The organism is Ectopseudomonas khazarica, assembly GCF_017915135.1.
Classification (GTDB): Bacteria; Pseudomonadota; Gammaproteobacteria; order Pseudomonadales; family Pseudomonadaceae; genus Aquipseudomonas; species Aquipseudomonas khazarica.
The window spans coordinates 4,747,955-4,764,837 of record NZ_CP068551.1; the positions used below are offsets into that span (position 1 = coordinate 4,747,955).

13 protein-coding genes are annotated in these 16,883 nt (G+C 65.7%); 4 read left to right on the top strand and 9 right to left on the bottom strand.

Annotated elements, in window-relative coordinates:
• Positions 1-79: 79 nt before the first annotated feature.
• Complete coding sequence (locus tag JLK41_RS22395) at positions 80-2,146, bottom strand: LTA synthase family protein (RefSeq protein WP_210389856.1); 2,067 nt, start codon at positions 2,144-2,146, stop codon at positions 80-82.
• Between the two features lie 177 nt (positions 2,147-2,323).
• Here JLK41_RS22395 and JLK41_RS22400 point away from each other — a divergent pair, with 177 nt between their 5' ends.
• Together JLK41_RS22400 and JLK41_RS22405 are read left to right on the top strand one after the other, a co-directional pair.
• The gene (locus JLK41_RS22400; RefSeq protein WP_047591877.1) at positions 2,324-4,255 is read left to right on the top strand and encodes a putative nucleotidyltransferase substrate binding domain-containing protein; all 1,932 of its coding nucleotides are present in this window, start codon (positions 2,324-2,326) and stop codon (positions 4,253-4,255) included.
• Positions 4,252-4,953, top strand: coding sequence for a 3'-5' exonuclease (locus tag JLK41_RS22405; RefSeq protein ID WP_037056347.1), 702 nt, complete (start codon positions 4,252-4,254; stop codon positions 4,951-4,953). Before JLK41_RS22400 ends, JLK41_RS22405 begins: the two co-directional genes overlap by 4 nt.
• Positions 4,954-5,161: 208 nt before the next feature.
• Here the strand turns inward: JLK41_RS22405 and trhP are convergent, their stop codons facing one another.
• The 8 genes from trhP to JLK41_RS22445 all read right to left on the bottom strand — a co-directional run bounded on the left by trhP (position 5,162) and on the right by JLK41_RS22445 (position 12,555).
• On the bottom strand, positions 5,162-6,469 hold the full coding sequence (gene trhP, locus JLK41_RS22410) for a prephenate-dependent tRNA uridine(34) hydroxylase TrhP (protein ID WP_210389857.1): 1,308 nt from the start codon (positions 6,467-6,469) through the stop codon (positions 5,162-5,164).
• A 132-nt stretch (positions 6,470-6,601) separates the two neighbouring features.
• Positions 6,602-7,108: a hypothetical protein gene (locus JLK41_RS22415; protein ID WP_037056343.1), complete on the bottom strand. Its 507-nt coding sequence runs from the start codon at positions 7,106-7,108 to the stop codon at positions 6,602-6,604.
• Between the two features lie 90 nt (positions 7,109-7,198).
• Positions 7,199-8,968 (bottom strand): sodium:solute symporter family protein, encoded by a 1,770-nt coding sequence (locus JLK41_RS22420; RefSeq protein WP_150606839.1) that lies wholly within the window; start codon positions 8,966-8,968, stop codon positions 7,199-7,201.
• A 3-nt stretch (positions 8,969-8,971) separates the two neighbouring features.
• Positions 8,972-9,232: a DUF4212 domain-containing protein gene (locus JLK41_RS22425; RefSeq protein ID WP_037056334.1), complete on the bottom strand. Its 261-nt coding sequence runs from the start codon at positions 9,230-9,232 to the stop codon at positions 8,972-8,974.
• Positions 9,233-9,407: 175 nt separating this feature from the next.
• Complete coding sequence (locus tag JLK41_RS22430) at positions 9,408-10,190, bottom strand: PA3715 family protein (protein WP_210389859.1); 783 nt, start codon at positions 10,188-10,190, stop codon at positions 9,408-9,410.
• Between the two features lie 144 nt (positions 10,191-10,334).
• On the bottom strand, positions 10,335-10,637 hold the full coding sequence (locus JLK41_RS22435; protein ID WP_210389861.1) for a hypothetical protein: 303 nt from the start codon (positions 10,635-10,637) through the stop codon (positions 10,335-10,337).
• A 47-nt stretch (positions 10,638-10,684) separates the two neighbouring features.
• Positions 10,685-12,028, bottom strand: a complete 1,344-nt coding sequence (gene creD / locus JLK41_RS22440; RefSeq protein ID WP_047591870.1) for a cell envelope integrity protein CreD — start codon at positions 12,026-12,028, stop codon at positions 10,685-10,687.
• Positions 12,029-12,207: 179 nt separating this feature from the next.
• On the bottom strand, positions 12,208-12,555 hold the full coding sequence (locus tag JLK41_RS22445) for a phage infection protein (RefSeq protein WP_210389862.1): 348 nt from the start codon (positions 12,553-12,555) through the stop codon (positions 12,208-12,210).
• A 248-nt stretch (positions 12,556-12,803) separates the two neighbouring features.
• On the opposite strand from JLK41_RS22445, the gene JLK41_RS22450 reads away from it, so the two are divergent.
• Both JLK41_RS22450 and JLK41_RS22455 read left to right on the top strand, forming a co-directional pair.
• Complete coding sequence (locus JLK41_RS22450; protein ID WP_210389864.1) at positions 12,804-14,435, top strand: VRR-NUC domain-containing protein; 1,632 nt, start codon at positions 12,804-12,806, stop codon at positions 14,433-14,435.
• Positions 14,432-16,732 (top strand): ATP-dependent DNA helicase, encoded by a 2,301-nt coding sequence (locus JLK41_RS22455; RefSeq protein WP_210389865.1) that lies wholly within the window; start codon positions 14,432-14,434, stop codon positions 16,730-16,732. Before JLK41_RS22450 ends, JLK41_RS22455 begins: the two co-directional genes overlap by 4 nt.
• The last annotated feature ends 151 nt before the right edge of the window (positions 16,733-16,883 follow it).

Genomic DNA, 16,883 nt, shown 5'->3' on the forward strand with positions numbered 1-16,883 from the left:
TGAAAAAACCGCCCCTCGGGGCGGTTTTTTATTGGACGGTCGCGGCTCAAGCCCCTTCCGCAGAAGCAGGCCTGTGCAGCTAGCGCTTGGCCTGCGCCGTCTTGTCCAGCGAGACGCCGGTGGTATTGCCCAGCAGGCTGGCGGTCGCGGTCTGGACGAAGGCCGACAGCTTGCGCTCCAGGTCCGTACGCGCCTGGGCGTCATCGATCACCTCGGCACCTGCGTCGTGGCCCAGCTGGTAGCGATACAGGCGCGCGTCACGGTCACGTGGTTTGACCAGGATGCGGTCACCGCTCACCAGGCCCACGGTCTGGTCACTGCCGGACGGCTTGATCACCGCCACCCCCGCATCACCCGGCGGCAGCGCCAGCAGGTCGCGTCCCCAGCACTGCGCCTGCACCGGCAGGCCCAGGCGCCCGACGATGGTCGGCACCACGTCGATCTGGCTGCCGACGGTATCGCGGCTGCTGCCGAAGGTCTCCTGCACGCCCGGACCGATCATCAGCAGCGGGATGCTGAAGCGCGACAGGTCCATCTCGGTGATCTGTTCATCGTTGCCGAAGCCGTGATCGCCCAGCACCACGAACAGGGTGTCCTTGAAGTAGGGCTCCTGACGCGCCTTGGCGAAGAACTGCCCCAGCGCCCAGTCGGCGTAGCGCATGGCGGTCAGGTGCTCGTCGAGCGAACCGTGGCCGGTGACGCGCTCGACCGGCAGGTTTTCCGGCAAGGCGTAAGGGGTGTGGTTGGAGAGCGTCTGCAGCAGCGCATAGAAGGGCTTGCCCTGGCGCCCCAGCCTGGCCAGCTCGTCGGCACCACGGCTGAACATGTCCTGGTCGGAGACACCCCAGGTCGGGTCGATGAACACCGGGTCGACGAAGTCCTCGCGGCCGACGAAATTGCGCATGCCCTGGTTGGCGAAGAAGCCGGACTGGTTGTCCCAGGCGAAACTGCCATTGTAGACGTAGACGTCATCGTAGCCACGGGCACTGAGCAGCTGCGGCAGCCCGGAGAACTGGTGGCTACCCTCGGGCATGCGCATCAGGTACTCGAACGCCGGCAGGTTGGGGAAGCAGGCCATGGTGGCGAACATGCCCTGGTGGGTGTGGGTACCGTTGGAGAACACGTGCTGGAACAGCAGCCCTTGCTTGGCCAGCGCATCGAAGTTCGGCGTGATGCCGTCCTGGTTGCCCATCGCGCCGATGTAGCGCCCCGCCATGCTTTCCATGAGGATCACCACCACGTTGCGCACCTGCGGCAGCTGGCCTTCGGGCGGCGGCGTGTAGATGCGGCGCACGGCCGCCTGGTCGGCATCGATCAGGCGGTCACGCGGGGTCAGCAGCAGGTCGCGGGTCACCTGCCTGGCCTCGTCCGCCGGCAGGGTCGCCTTCCAGCTGTTGTCACGGTGATCGGAGAAGTAGTTGCTGGCGGCATTGGCCAGGGTCAGGGTGCCGTTGAGGCCCAGGTGGTTGGCGAACATCGAATCGGTGGTATAGGCGTCGCCCCAGCGCAGCGGCGGACCGGAGCGCAGGGTGCCACGCGCGGCCACGACGCAGACCAGCAGGAACATCACGAACACCGCACTGCGGACCGCCCAGTGCGGCGCGCTGGCGTTCGCGCGTGCACGGGTGGCGCGTTCGATGCGGCGGAACAGCCAGGCCAGCAGCACGCTGGCCAGGGCCCAGACCAGCAGCAGGCGCAGCACCGGGAAGCCGTTCCAGATCATGCTGGCCACGGTGCCCAGGTCTTCCTGCATGTACTGGAACACCAGACTGTTCAGGCGCTGATGGAATTCGCGGTAGAAGTTCAGTTCGACCACGGCGAAGAACAGGCACAGGCTGGTGGCGAGGGTCAGCCAGGCCACCTGCAGGTGGCGCGCACGCATCGCCCGCACGCTGAGCAGCGCCAGGGTCAGCGGGATGCACAGGTAGACGATCAGGCGCAGGTCGAACTGCGCGCCGTTGAAGAAGGCCTCGGCGAAGGTGCTGGCCGGCGTATCGGCGATCAGCGCATGGTTGTAGGCCAGCAGGCCCAGGCGCGCCAGCGCGAACAGCAGCAGCATGCACAGTGCGCTGCTCAGGATGAATGCCAGATGGCTGGCGATGCTGACCTGAGCCGGGGCTCGGGCGGCGGGTACGGATGGCTGCATGGAAAGGCCTGCTGGTTGCGGAACACGAGGGCTGGCGAAGTCTGCCCGGGGGGACGTAAAAATTTCGTCAAAACCCCGTGCGGCGCGCGTTGCCGCTGCCCCCTACTTAGGTGCAATGGGCAAAACGCCGTGCCGGGGCCACACTGCAAGCATCCCGAACGTGCGAGGCGCAAGCCCATGAGCAAGGCCGACGCGATGGCCGATGCGGGCAAGACCGCGGTGCTGCAGAACATCCACGGCACCATGGAGTTCCTGCAGAAGTTCCCCCCCTTCAACCAGATGGACACCGCCCATCTGGCGTTTCTGGTCGAGCATTGCCAGCTGCGCTTCTATGCCGAGGGCGACTCGATCATCAAACCCGCCGATGGCGTGGTCGAGCACTTCTACATCGTCAAGCAGGGGCGTGTGCATGGTGAGCGCCCGCACAGCGCACGCCGCGGCACCGAGACCACCTTCGAGATCACCGCAGGCGAATGCTTTCCGCTGGCCGCACTGATCGGCGAGCGCGCCACCCGCACCGAACACCTGGCCGCCGAGGACACCTTCTGCCTGCTGCTGGCCAAGCACGCCTTCATCAAGCTGTTCGCCGTCTCCAACCCGTTGCGCGACTTCGCCCTGCGCGGCGTCAGCAGCCTGCTCGACCAGGTCAACCAGCAGGTGCAGTTGCGCGCCGTGGAAACCCTCGGCGCGCAGTACTCGCTGGATACCCGCCTGGGTGAACTGGCCATGCGCCAACCCATCGGTTGCGCGCCGCACACGCCCCTGCGCGAGGCCGTGCGGCTGATGCACGAGCAGCACGTGGGCAGCATCGTGGTGGTGGACCCGAGCGAACGGCCCCTGGGCATCTTCACCCTGCGCGACCTGCGCCGGGTGGTCGCCGACGGCGTCGACCTGGCGCAGCCGATCGACCGGCTGATGACCCCCAACCCCTTCCATCTGCAACCGGACGCCAGTGCCTTCGACGCCGCCATCGCCATGACCGAGCGGCATATCGCCCACGTCTGCCTGGTGCAGAACGAGAAGCTCTGCGGGGTCATTTCCGAGCGAGACCTGTTCAGCCTGCAGCGGGTCGACCTGGTCCACCTGGCCCGTACCATTCGCCACGCCGGCAAGGTCGAGACCCTGGCCGGGCTGCGCAGCGACATTCGCCTGCTGGTCGATCGCATGCTCGCCCACGGCGCCAGCTCGACGCAGATCACCCACATCGTCACCCTGCTCAACGACCACACCGTGTGCCGGGTGATCGAGCTGACCCTCGAGGACATGGGCGACCCGGGCATCGCATTCACCTGGCTGTGCTTCGGCAGCGAAGGCCGCCGCGAGCAGACCCTGCACACCGACCAGGACAACGGCATTCTCTTCGAGGCCGCCGACGCTGCCGAGGCCGCCGCCATCCGTGGCCGCCTGCTGCCGCTGGCCGTCGAGATCAACCAGCGTTTGGCGCAATGCGGCTTCACCCTGTGCAAGGGCAACATCATGGCCGGCAACCCGGAGCTGTGCCTGTCGCGGCAGGAGTGGTCGCGGCGCTTCGCCGGTTTCGTGGACGAAGCTACGCCGGAGAACCTGCTGGGCTCGTCGATCTACTTCGACCTGCGCACCATCTGGGGCCCGGATACCGGCTGCGAACAGCTGCGCGCCGCCTTGCTCGAACGCGTCGCCAGCAACAGCCTGTTCCAGAAGATGCTGGCCGAGAACGCCCTGCGCCAGCGTCCGCCGGTGGGCCGCTTCCGCGACTTCGTGGTGGCGCGCTCCGGCGCCGACAAGGACACCCTCGATCTCAAGGTGCAGGGCCTGACGCCCTTCGTCGATGGCGCCCGCCTGCTGGCACTGGCCAACGGCATCAGCTCGGTCGGCACCCTGGAGCGCCTGCGCGCGCTGGTCGCCAAGGGCGTGATCGATGCGCTGGATGGCGCGGCCTACGAGGAGGCCTATCATTTCATCCAGCAAACCCGCATGCAGCAGCACCAGCTGCAGGCGCGCGACGAACTGCCCTACTCCAATCGGGTCGACCCCGATCACCTGAATCACCTGGACCGGCGTATCCTGCGCGAGTCCTTCCGCCAGGCTCAGCGACTGCAGAGCAGCCTGGCCATGAGGTATCAGCTATGAGCAAGTTCACCTGGTTCACCGGCCGTGGCCCGGCCCTGACCCAGCAGCAGTTGCAACGTCGCCAGGCCCTGAGTGCACCCGCGCCGCTCGATGAGCGGCCGCTGCACCAGCAGCGCATCGTCGTGCTGGACCTGGAGACCACCGGCCTGAACATGCGCCGCGACCTGGTGCTGGCGATTGGCGCGGTGGTGATCGACCACGGTGCCATCGACTTCGCCGAACAGTTCGAGTGCACCCTGCGCCGTCCCGACCACCAGGCCAGCGCCAGCACCCTGATCCATGGCATCGCTCCCAGCGAGGTGGCACGCGGCGTCGACCCGGCCGAGGCCTTGCTGGACTTCATGGAGTTCGTCGGCAGCAGCCCGCTGCTGGCCTTCCATGCCGGTTTCGACCAGCGCATGCTGGGGCGTGCCCTGCGCCAGAGCCTGGACTATCGCCTGCAGCACAACTTCTTCGACGTCGCCGAGATCGCCCCCCTGCTCTGCCCGCAGGCACGCGTGCGTCAGGGCGGACTGGATGAGTGGGTCGCCGAGTTCGGCCTGCAGGTGCAACAGCGCCACAACGCCAGTGCCGACGCGCTGGTCACCGCCGAGCTGGCGCTGATGCTGTTCAGCAAGGCACGCCGCCAGGGCATCGACAGCCTCTGCGAACTGGAACGCCAGCTGGCCAGCCGACGCCGCCGCCAGCAGGCGATGTAGCGGCGCCCTGCGCATCGCCCGCATCGCCCGCAAGCGGGCTCCTACACCCTGCTCGACCACATCGCGACTGAAGCGAATCGCCAGATGTATCGGCTGACGCGATCCGTAGGAGCCGGCTTGCCGGCGATCCACCCCTGCCCCTACAACCCCGTAGGGTGGATGACGCTTCACCCATCCACCGAAAACGCTATCCCTCCGCCCTCGTGCCCTACAGATCGCGCATCAGCAGGCCGTACTCCAGCTGCACCTGCGCCGGCAGCGGCAGGTAGAGGACGTGGCCGTCGCCAGGTGCTACCGACTGCGCCTGGCCTTGTGCGTTCTGCAGCTGCTCCAGGGTGAAGCGCAGGTTGCCCTGTGGCGTCATCAGTTCCAGGCCATCACCCACCGCGAAGCGGTTCTTCACCCGCACTTCGACCAGCTCGCCACGGCGCTCGCCGGTCAGCTCGCCAACGAACTGCTGACGCTCGGAAACCGAGCTGCCGCGCTCGTAGTTCTGGTATTCGTCGTGCACGTGGCGGCGCAGAAAGCCCTCCGTATAGCCACGGTGGGCCAGCGATTCGAGGCTGCCCAGCAGGCTCGGATCGAAGGGCTTGCCGGCCAGCGCATCGTCGATGGCGCGGCGATAGACCTGGGCAGTGCGCGCCACGTAGAAGTGGCTCTTGGTGCGGCCCTCGATCTTCAGCGAATGCACGCCCATGCGCACCAGGCGCTCGACGTGCTGCACCGCACGCAGGTCCTTGGAGTTCATGATGTAGGTGCCGTGCTCGTCCTCTAAGGCGCTCATTTCCTCCTCCGGGCGCCCCGCTTCCTGCAGCACGAAGGCCTGAGAGGTCGGCGCCCCCTGGCCCAGGGTCGGGTCGACCACACGCACGATCTCGCCCAGTTCGTTCTCGGCTGCCGGCGTGGCCTGGTACTGCCAGCGACAGGCATTGGTACAGGTGCCCTGGTTGGGATCGCGACGATTGATGTAGCCCGACAGCAGGCAGCGCCCGGAATAGGCCATGCACAGCGCGCCGTGGACGAATACCTCCAGCTCCATGCCCGGCACCTGGGTGCGGATTTCCCCGATCTCCTCCAGCGACAGCTCGCGCGACAGGATCACCCGCGTCAGCCCCTGCTGCCGCCAGAACTCGACGCTGGCCCAGTTCACCGCGTTGGCCTGCACCGACAGATGGATCGGCATCTGCGGATAGTGCTGGCGCACCAGCATGATCAGGCCGGGGTCGGACATGATCAGCGCGTCGGGCGCCATCTCGATCACCGGCGCCAGGTCCTTGAGGAAGGTCTTGAGCTTGGCGTTGTGCGGGGCGATGTTGACCACCACGTAGAACTGCTTGCCCTGTGCGTGCGCCTCAGCGATGCCCAGCGCCAGATTGGCGTGATCGAATTCGTTGTTGCGCACGCGCAGGCTGTAACGTGGCTGCCCGGCATACACCGCATCGGCGCCGTAGGCGAAGGCGTAGCGCATGTTCTTCAGGGTGCCGGCCGGCGACAGCAATTCGGGAAAACGGGGCATGACCGCGCGCTCGAAAAATCAGGGGCTGGCGATTCTATGCAGATGCACTGCGCGGGCATTGACCTGGGTCTATGCGCCGGCAGAAAGACCCGTGCCCCGTCGCGAGATCGGCGAGGCAGGTCACGCGCTGACCTACTGACAGGTCAGGCGGTAGAGGGTGTCACTCTTGTCGATGCGCTTGAGCTGGGACAGCTGCGGCTGTTTCTGCTCATCCAGCGGCAGCAGCTCGGCCGTTTCGCAGTTGAGCAGGTGCGCCTGGTGCGAGACATGGTCGACATGCTGCTTCTCGAAGCGATAGAGCATGAATTCCGCCACCCGCGCATCCGCGACCTGCTGGCGCACGACGCTCTTGCTGTCGAGCACGGTGAAGGCCGTGGTGATGGGTACGAAGTAGCTCCAGGGACGCCAGAACACATGCCCCTGCTCGGTCGCGACCACGACCGACTCCTTCGGTTGGCGCTGCTGCTGGTGCTCGAACCAGGCGTACTCGTAGGACACCTGGTAACCCAGCATGCCCAGGCCACCGAACAGCGGAATGATCCACCTGGGCAACCTGTTGCGCGTCAGTTTGCGCAGCAGCAAGGCAATACCGGCAGCGCCGAGCCCCGAAACCACGATGGCAAGCAAAGTCCACAACATACGACTGTTCCCGAAAAAAGACGGGCCTCCGTGGAGGCCCGTCTGTCAGACCCTGGACCATCGAACGATGGCGTCAGGCCAGGATTATGCTCAGTGGCTCAGAGCGGCACCAGCACCTTTGGGGGTACGCACGCTTTCCACCAGATCCTGGATTTCCTGCGGCGGCTCGGCGGTGACCATCGACACGGCGTAGGCAACGGCGAAGTTGATCAGCGCACCGACGGAACCGAAGGAAGCCGGGGAGATGCCCATGAACCAGTTGTCCGGGGTATTGGCCAGCATGTTGGTGCCCGGAATGAAGAACCAGCCCAGGTAGGTGAAGATGTACACCAGGGTGATGGCCAGGCCGGCAACCATGCCGCAGATCGCGCCCTTGTCGTTCATGCGCTTGGAGAAGATCCCCATCATCAGCACCGGGAACAGCGAGGCTGCCGCGATACCGAAGGCCAACGCCACCACCTGCGCGGCGAACCCAGGCGGATTGAGCCCCAGATAGGTCGCCAGAAGGATCGCGCAGGCCATGGAGATCCGCGCGGCGAGCATCTCGTTCTTCTCGCTGATCTTCGGATTGATCAGGGTCTTGATCAGGTCATGACTGATCGCCGAGGAGATCGCCAGCAACAGCCCTGCCGCGGTGGACAGTGCAGCCGCGATGGCCCCCGCCGCGATCAGACCCACGACCCAACCCGGCAGGTTGGCGATTTCCGGGTTGGCGAGAACCAGGATGTCGTTGTTGACTGTCAGCTCGTTGCCGTTCCAGCCACGCTCCTGAGCGGTAGCGGTGAAGGCCGGTGCGGCATCGTTGTACATCTGGATGCGGCCGTCGCCGTTCTTGTCTTCCCACTTGATCAGACCGGTGGTTTCCCAGGTCTTGACCCACTCCGGACGCTCTTCATAGGACAGCGCAGGCGCCGAGGTGCCTTCCGGGTAGATGGTGGTCATCAGGTTCAGGCGCGCCATGGAGGCCACGGCCGGAGCGGTGAGGTACAGCAGCGCGATGAAGATCAGCGTCCAGCCAGCGGACCAGCGGGCATCGGCCACGCGCGGTACGGTGAAGAAGCGGATGATCACGTGCGGCAGACCGGCAGTACCGATCATCAGCGACATGGTGAACAGCACCATGTTCAGCTTGTTGTCGACGTCAGCGGTGTAGGCGGCGAAGCCCAGGTCACGGACCACGGCATCGAGCTTCTGCAGCAGCGGCAGGCCGGACTCGGCATGGTCACCGAACAGGCCCAGCGGCGGCACCGGGTTACCGGTCAGCTGCAGGGAGATGAAGATCGCCGGAATGGTGTAGGCGATGATCAGCACCACGTACTGCGCCACCTGGGTGTAGGTGATGCCTTTCATGCCGCCGAATACGGCGTAGGCGAACACCACCGCTGCGGCGATCCAGATACCGGTCGAGTTGCTCACTTCGAGGAAGCGCGAGAACGCGACACCGGCACCGGCCATCTGGCCGATCACGTAGGTGACGGAGATGATTACCAGGCAGATCACCGCAGTCAGACGCGCACCGCGGCTGTAGAAGCGATCACCGATGAAATCCGGCACAGTGAACTTGCCGAACTTGCGCAGGTAGGGCGCGAGCAGCATCGCCAGCAGCACGTAGCCACCGGTCCAGCCCATGAGGAAGGTGGAGTTGGCATAACCACCGGCGGCGATCAGGCCCGCCATGGAAATGAACGAGGCTGCGGACATCCAGTCAGCAGCCGTCGCCATGCCGTTGGTGACCGGATGGACGCCACCGCCCGCGACGTAGAATTCCTTGGTGGAACCGGCGCGCGCCCAGATGGCGATACCGATGTAGAGCGCGAAGGACGCCCCCACGAACAGCATGTTGATTACGAACTGGCTCATGACCTACTCCTCGACGCCGAATTCTTTATCGAGCTTGTTCAGTCTCCACGCGTAGTGAAAGATCAGCCCGATGAAGAAGAGGATGGAGCCCTGCTGCGCGAACCAGAATCCGAGGTCGGAACCGCCTACCGAGATACCCGCGACCATGGGGCGCAGAATCATGGCGAATCCGTAGGAAACCAGCGCCCAGATGATCAGGCTCCAGGTGATGAGCCGCACATTGGCCTTCCAGTAGGCCGCGGCATTTGCTTGTTCAGAAGTCATAGACGCCTCCGGTTATTGTTATTCTGATGCACCTTCAAACTAGCAGCTGGCCAGCAAAAGCCGACAGCTAGACATTGGTATTAGCCGAAGATCGTCATGACTGCCCGTCCATGTGCGGCATGCGGGCGCTGTTTTGCAAAACCTCGCGCAGATCGTGCGAGAGTGGGGTGGCCGCTCAGAGCGGCGACAGCTCGATCGGCAGCAGATAGCGCTCGTCACCGTATTCGATGGTGTATCGGGAGCGCTGGGTGCTGCGCTCGACCGTCTGACAGTCGCCGGCGACCTCCGCGGAGCGGCTGTGGATAGCGCTCATCCTGAGCTGCAGGTCACGATAGCCGGCATGCCCGACGCGCTCGGTGATGATCACCACGCCCGTGGATTCGCTGAACTCTCCGGCGCAGTGGGTATCCCACTCCCCTCCCGAGCGCTGCACCACCAGCTCGCTCAACACCGACCTGAGGTGCTGTCCATCCAGCTCGTACAGGTTGAGTTCGGTTTCGTGGAAGGGATTGGGGGCTGATCCGTTGCGCCGCTTGATGCGGACACCGAAGGCCAGGTCCTGCGCACGCAGACGATAAGGGGCGGTGTCGAACTCGATGCCATCGACGAATATCGCATCCCAATCCAGCCGGTTGGGTTCGATCAGGCGCGCCACGACATCTTGCCTGGCACTATCGAGCAGCAGGACTTCGAGGTCGCTCTGGCCATGGTCGTCATGCTCCTCGCGCAGCAGCGGCACGGCGACCAGGGTCAGGTGCGGCCGCGCCGGCCAGACCTTGCAGATGCTCTGCTGGGCATCCACCCGATAGGCCCCGCGCTCATCCTGCAGCCAGATTCCGCCAGCCTGGCCCGGGTGCGCCTGTTCCAGCCAGCCAGGCAGTTGCGCCGAGCAGTCATCGGCCAGCGCCACGCTGGCGGTCAGCAGGCCGGCCAGGCCCACGGCGAGTCTGAATGTCATCCCTGAACACCTCCTGTTCATCCCGCCGCGAGTCTACGTCAGCGCAGCACCACCGCCCATGACGGGCATCGCGAAACAGCCAGGCGATGCGTCGTGCCAGCAGATGCCCGGCACGCGCCTCCTCACGCAAACCGATATGCCCGCTCATGCGCGGTACCACAGGCGCATGAAACCCAGCGCCAGGATCAGGCCGACCTGGCCCAGGGCGGCACACAGCGCCAGAAAGGAACGCAGCGAGCTGTTGTTCGCGGCGTCCTGCACCCCCGTCAACGAACTCCAGAAGCCCTCCGGTAACACTATCAGGCTCAGGCTGGCGAGGGGCTTGCCAGTCATCAGCAGACCATCGATGACGTCGAACCAGCCAACGAACATCAGACCGATCAGAATCATCACGGCCACCACCAGGCCAAGGCCCAGGCACGCGGAAAACTGCATGAGAAGACGCATGGGATCACCTCCAGAGAAGCGGCGCGGCCACTGCCGCGCCATATGATTCAGGCTTGTGGGGCCGCGCGGCCGACGCCATACCAGTCCAGTTTGCGGGTCAGTACCATCACGCTGCCGAGCACGCCAAAGACCAGCAGCGAGCCCATCAGCAGGGCGTAATCCTCGGCGCTGAGCAGGCCGTAGAGCATCCCGTAGAGCGCCGCCAGCAGGGCACCAAAGCCCATGCCACGTTGCCAGCTGTGCAGCACGTGGCTGACGTAGAAGCCGATCAGGCCGACGCAGGCCGTGGCGGAAAGGCCATAGGCCAGTGCGAAAGGCAGGTGCTCGGAGAGCGACAGCAGCAACAGGTAGAACAGCGCCAGCGACAGCCCCACCAGGGCGTACTGCACCGGGTGCACGGCGAGGCGCTTGAGCACTTCGAAGAGGAAGAACGCCGCGAAGGTCAGGGCAATGAACAGCAGCGCGTATTTGATCGCCCGGTCGGTCTTCAGGTACTGGTCGACGGGGTCGACGAAGCTGACGCCGAAGTGGCGGCCGAACAGCGCCTGGCAGCGCTCGCCCACCACGCAGTCACGCAGCGCCTCCTCCAGGTTGGTGGCGAAGAAGCTGGTCTGCCATTCGGCCGTGAAGCCCTTGGCGTCGATGCTGCGACGGTTCGGCAGGTACTCGCCGACGAAACTCGGGTGCGGCCAGTCGGAGCTCAGCTTGACCCGGCTGTCACGCCCGACCGGCACGATCGACAACTGCTCGGTGCCCTGCAGCTTGAGGTCGAAGGCGAACTCCAGGCTCTGCCCACCCTGCGGGTCGAGTGCGGGGATCGGTGCATGCACGCCCGCGCCGAAACTGTCGTCGCCGCTGCCGGGTGCGAAGCTCAGGGTCTGGCCATTGAGGCGCAGCTGCAGGTCATTGCTGATACCGCGAATGTCGCTGATGCCGACCGAGAGGAAAGGTTTCTCGAAGCGGTAGAAGCCGAGGTCGTCGCCCAGGCCCAGGCGCGCCGGCAGGCGGAACTGGCCACTGACCTGGCTGTCGCTGTGGTACAGGCGCGCCTGGTAGATGCCCCGCGCCCGCAGCTCGGTGCCGACCTGCCCTTCGAGCACGAAGCGCTCCGGCAGGAAGTACAGGCGTCCGCGTTGCTGACGCTCCTCGGTGTAGCGTTCGCCGGTGGTCTTGTTGGTTTTCCACTCGTGAGTGGTCTTGATGTAAGGCACGACCAGAATCGGCCCGGTGACCTGCTGGCGATAGCTGGAGCTGCGCGCGATGTCCTGCAACACGTCATGGCGCAGGCCCTGGCGCTCGTCGACCAGGCCATCGATCATCAACAGGGGAATCATCAACAGCAGAATCAGCAGGGCGATGGCGCCCAGCTTGAAGCCCAGGGTACGGCTCATGGTACGGCTCTCCGTAGCGAGTGAAGGTACGGCAGAGTCTGGGCAGCCTGGGTGGCGGGGGTATGGGGCGAGCGTGGAGATTGTGTGGAGAATGTGGGAAACAGAAAGGGCGCCGGTCGAGGGCGCCCTTGCTAACGGCTGTGCGGCATGAGACTGCTCCCGCGTGATGGATGACCGGATCAGCTGATACGGCTGGCACCTACGCGGTCGGCACCGTCTTCGGCGACGCGGTTCGCACCGACGCGATCGGCACCATCTTCGGCTACGCGGAAACGCTCCAGCGTACGCTCGGCACCACCTTCGGCAACGCGGTTCGCACCAACGCGATCGGCGCCATCTTCGGCTACGCGGAAACGCTCCAGCGTACGTTCGGCACCGCCTTCGGCAACGCGGTTCGCACCGACGCGATCGGCGCCATCTTCAGCGACGACAGGGGCGGTGGATTGCGCGGCGGTTACCTGCGGCAGGGCGAAGGCACTGGCGGACAGGGCGGCGAGGACAAGGCTGGCGAGGATCTGCTTTTTCATGTTCGTTCTCCTGAGAAGGGGTGAGCAACTGGGTACGGTTGTCATGTTACGCACGCCCCGGAACGGCAAAAGGGACATCTCGGGATAGTGACAATCGACGCCATCGATAGCTGAAAAACCTCTTTCCGATCAGCTAGATAGGCTCACCTCTTAGGCACGACTCAGGCGCCCCGCCTTCCGTCTGCTCAGGCACTGCAGCGGGTGAACGGCACTGGCATCTGTATAAAAAACCAGTAAGACTTCGCACCATGCTCAACCTCGACGCCCCCGAACTCTATTACCTGGCCAACTTCCGCAAGGCCCTCGACTGGCTCGACACCCATCATCGCGACCTGATGGACGACGCCGAGCTGGCCTTCGTCGCGAACTTTCTCCAGCTGCCGCTGCCGTCCCAGGCGCTGCTGGTGCGCCTGGTCATGCGCAAGGGCGTGCACTTTCGCGCCAGCAAGCTGCGCTATGCGGAGATCGGCGACATCGCCACTGCGGCTGGCGCGCTGCTGGCGTCGGGCTGGCTGATCGAGCATGCAGCGCTGACCTTCGACGAGCTGGGCGCCCTGCTGCTCAAGGATGAGCTGGCCACGCACTTCGCCGACGACCTGCCCGGCGGCAGCCTGAGGAAGAGCGAATTGCTCGAACACCTGCGCGCGCTGCACACGGAACCGCGCAGCCTGGCCGATTGGTGCCCACGGCTGGACGAGCGCCTGTTGAGCCTGGCCATCGGCCCGCTGTGCGACCGCCTGCGGCTGATGTTCTTCGGCAACCTGGCACAGGACTGGTCGGAGTTCGTGTTGGCCGACCTGGGGATATTCCGGTACGAGCAGGTGCCGATCACCCCCGGCTCACGCGGTTTTCGCAGCCGTCAGGACGTCGACGACTACCTCCACCTGCGCCTCTGCCGCGAGGCCTTCGAAGCAGGCGTGACGGTGCCCGAGGTGCTGCAGCAGCTCGGCGACTTTGTCAGCGACAGCGCGCATATCAACGAACGTCACCAGCGCCTGCTGCTGCAACTGGCGCAGCATCTGGAACGCGCGGGCGAACTGGACTCGGCGCTGACGCTGTATCGCGACACCCGCGCACTCGGCTCGCGGCAACGGCAGATTCGCGTGCTGGAACGCCTGGGCCAGGATGTCGAGGCGCTGGCCCTGGTCGAGCAGGTGCTCGAAGCGCCGCTCAACGCCGAGGAAGCGCAACTGGCCGAACGCGCACGCACCCGCCTGCGCAAGCGCCTCGGCCTGCCGGCGGCGCCCAAGGCGGCGAAGCTCGTTGAGGATCGTCTCGACCTGCGCCTGCCGCGCGCCGCCAGCGTCGAGCTGGCCGTGGCCGCGCACCTGGCCGCGCCCGATGCACCAGTGCATTACGTGGAGAACACGCTGATCTGCGGGCTGTTCGGCCTGCTCTGCTGGGAGGCGATCTTCGCCCCGCTGCCCGGTGCCTTCTTCCATCCCTTCCATACCGGCCCGGTCGATCTGCACCGCGCCGACTTCCACACCCGGCGCAGCGAGCTGTTCGCCGCCTGCCTGGCGCGCCTGGATGACGGCAGCTATCGCGACGCCATGCGCCGCACCCATGCCGAGAAATTCGGCATCCAGTCACCGTTCGTGTTCTGGGAGCTGCTCGATGCCGAGCGCCTGGAGCAGGCGCTGGCCTGCCTGCCGCCAGCGCACCTGGCCGCCTGGTTCCGCCGCCTGCTGGCCGATATTCGCGAGAACCGCGCCGGCATGCCCGACCTGATCCAGTTCTGGCCCCGCGAGGGACGCTACCGGATGATCGAGGTGAAGGGCCCCGGCGACCGCCTGCAGGACAACCAGAAGCGCTGGCTGGCGTTCTGCGCCGAGCACGGCATGCCGGTCAGCGTCTGCTACGTGGAGTGGCTCGATTGAACCTGCGCGTCGCCGTGCGCGAGCTGTGCGAGTTCACCGCCAAGGAAGGTGATCTCGACCTGCGTTTCACCCCCTCGCCGACGGCCCAGGAGGGCATGGCCGGGCACGCCACGGTGGTGGCCCGGCGCAGCCCGGATTACGTGTCCGAGTTGCCACTGATCGGCGAGTTCGAAGGGCTGACAGTCAGTGGTCGCGCCGACGGCTTCGACCCCGAGTTTCGTCTGCTGGAGGAGATCAAGACCCACCGAGGCGACATCTCGCGCATCCCCGCCAACCACCGCCTGCTGCACTGGGCACAGGTGAAGATCTATGGCTGGCTGTTGTGCCAGGAGCTGGGCTGCGACGAGCTGGACCTGGCGGTGGTCTACTTCAACGTCATCACCCAGCAGGAGACGGTGTTCCGCGAGCGCCACAGCGCCGCGTCGCTGGGTGAATTCTTCGCCCTGCACTGCCGCCGCTACATTACCTGGGCGCGGCAGGAACAGGCCCACCAGCAGGCGCGCAACCAGGCGCTGGAGGCCTTGAGTTTCCCCTACGGCGAATTCCGCCACGGCCAGCGGCAACTGGCCGAGGCCGTGTACCGCGCAGCACGCGACGGCCACTACCTGCTGGCCCAGGCCACCACCGGCATCGGCAAGACCCTCGGCACCCTGTTCCCGCAGCTCAAGGCCATGCCCGGCCAGCAGCTCGACCGCCTGTTCTTCCTCAGTGCGAAGACACCGGGCCGACGCCTGGCGCTGGATGCCCTGCAGCGCCTGCGCGAGCCGGACACGCCACTGCGCGTGCTGGAACACGTGGCCCGCGACAAGGCCTGCGAGCACCCGAGCAAGGCCTGCCACGGCGACTCCTGCCCATTGGCCAAGGGCTTCTACGACCGCCTGCCGGCAGCACGCAACGCGGCGCTCAAGGAGCGCTGGCTGGATCAGCAGGCGGTGCGCAACATCGCCATCGCCCATGGCGTCTGCCCCTACTACCTGAGCCAGGAGCTGTGCCGCTGGAGCGATGTGGTGGTGTGCGACTACAACTACTACTTCGACCTCGGCGCCCTGCTGCACAGCCTCACCCTGGTCAACCAGTGGCGCGTCTGCCTGCTGGTGGACGAGGCGCACAACCTGGTCGAGCGCGGGCGCGGCATGTACAGCGCCGAACTGGATCAGGCGCGCTTCAAGGCCATGTGCCGCGACGCACCGAAACGCCTGAGGAGCGTGCTGGAACGGGTCGACCGCCACTGGGACCAGCTGCACCGTGAACAGCAGGTCCCCTACCAGGTCTATCCGCTGGCGCCGGACCTGCTGCTCGCCGCGCTGGGCAAGGCGGTCAGCGCCATCACCGACCTGCTCACCGACCAGCCCGAAGGCAATGCCGGTGAACTGCTCAGCTTCTACCTCGACGCCATGCTGTTCTGCCGCCTGGCGGAAAGCTTCGGCCCGCACTCACTGTTCGACATCAACCGCGAAGAGGCCGGCAACGGACGTAGCCATTCCACGCTGTGCATCCGCAATATCCTGCCGGCGCCCTTCCTCGGCCCGCGCTTCGAAGAGGCGCACAGCGCCACGCTGTTCTCAGCCACCCTCAGCCCCAGCCACTACTACCTTGACCTGCTCGGCCTGCCGATCGAGACCCAGTGCCTGGACGTCGCCTCGCCATTCAGCGCCGAACAGCTGCACGTGCAGGTGGTGCGCAACCTGTCGACCCGCTACCAGCACCGCGATGCCTCGCTGACACCGATCTGCCAGCTGATGGCGCGCCAGTACAGCGAACGCCCCGGCAACTACCTGGCCTTCTTCAGCAGCTATCAGTACCTGGAGCAGGTGCTGCAGCAACTGCGCCGCGATCACCCGCAGATTCCGCTGTGGACGCAGTCACGGCAGATGGACGAAGCGGCGCGCCAGGGCTTCATCGAACGCTTCCAGGTCGGCGGTCGCGGTATCGGCTTCGCCGTGCTCGGCGGCGTCTTCGGCGAAGGGGTGGATCTGCCCGGCGAACGCCTGATCGGCGCCTTCGTCGCCACGCTCGGCCTGGCGCAGCTCAACCCGATCAACGAGGAAATCCGCCAGCGCATGGACGCCCTGTTCGGCAACGGCTACGACTACACCTACCTCTACCCCGGTTTGCAGAAGGTGGTGCAGGCCGCCGGCCGGGTGATCCGCACACCGCAAGACCAGGGCGTGCTCTACCTGATCGACGACCGCTTCGCCCGCCCGGAAGTCCGTCGCCTGCTGCCGACCTGGTGGCAGGTCGACCTGCTGCGTTTGCCGCGACAAGCCCATACGCTGGAACCGCAAGCCGATCCGTAACAGCGGATGCGTCCGCGATCATGGCGGCGCGCTCCGGCGGGCGGAAGCTCAGCGCGGGATCATGGCCTCCCAACAGCTATCCGACATGCGGTATAACCTCCAGACACTCCAGCGCCTCGCCACAGACGGCGAACCAGAGAAGGATTTCCAG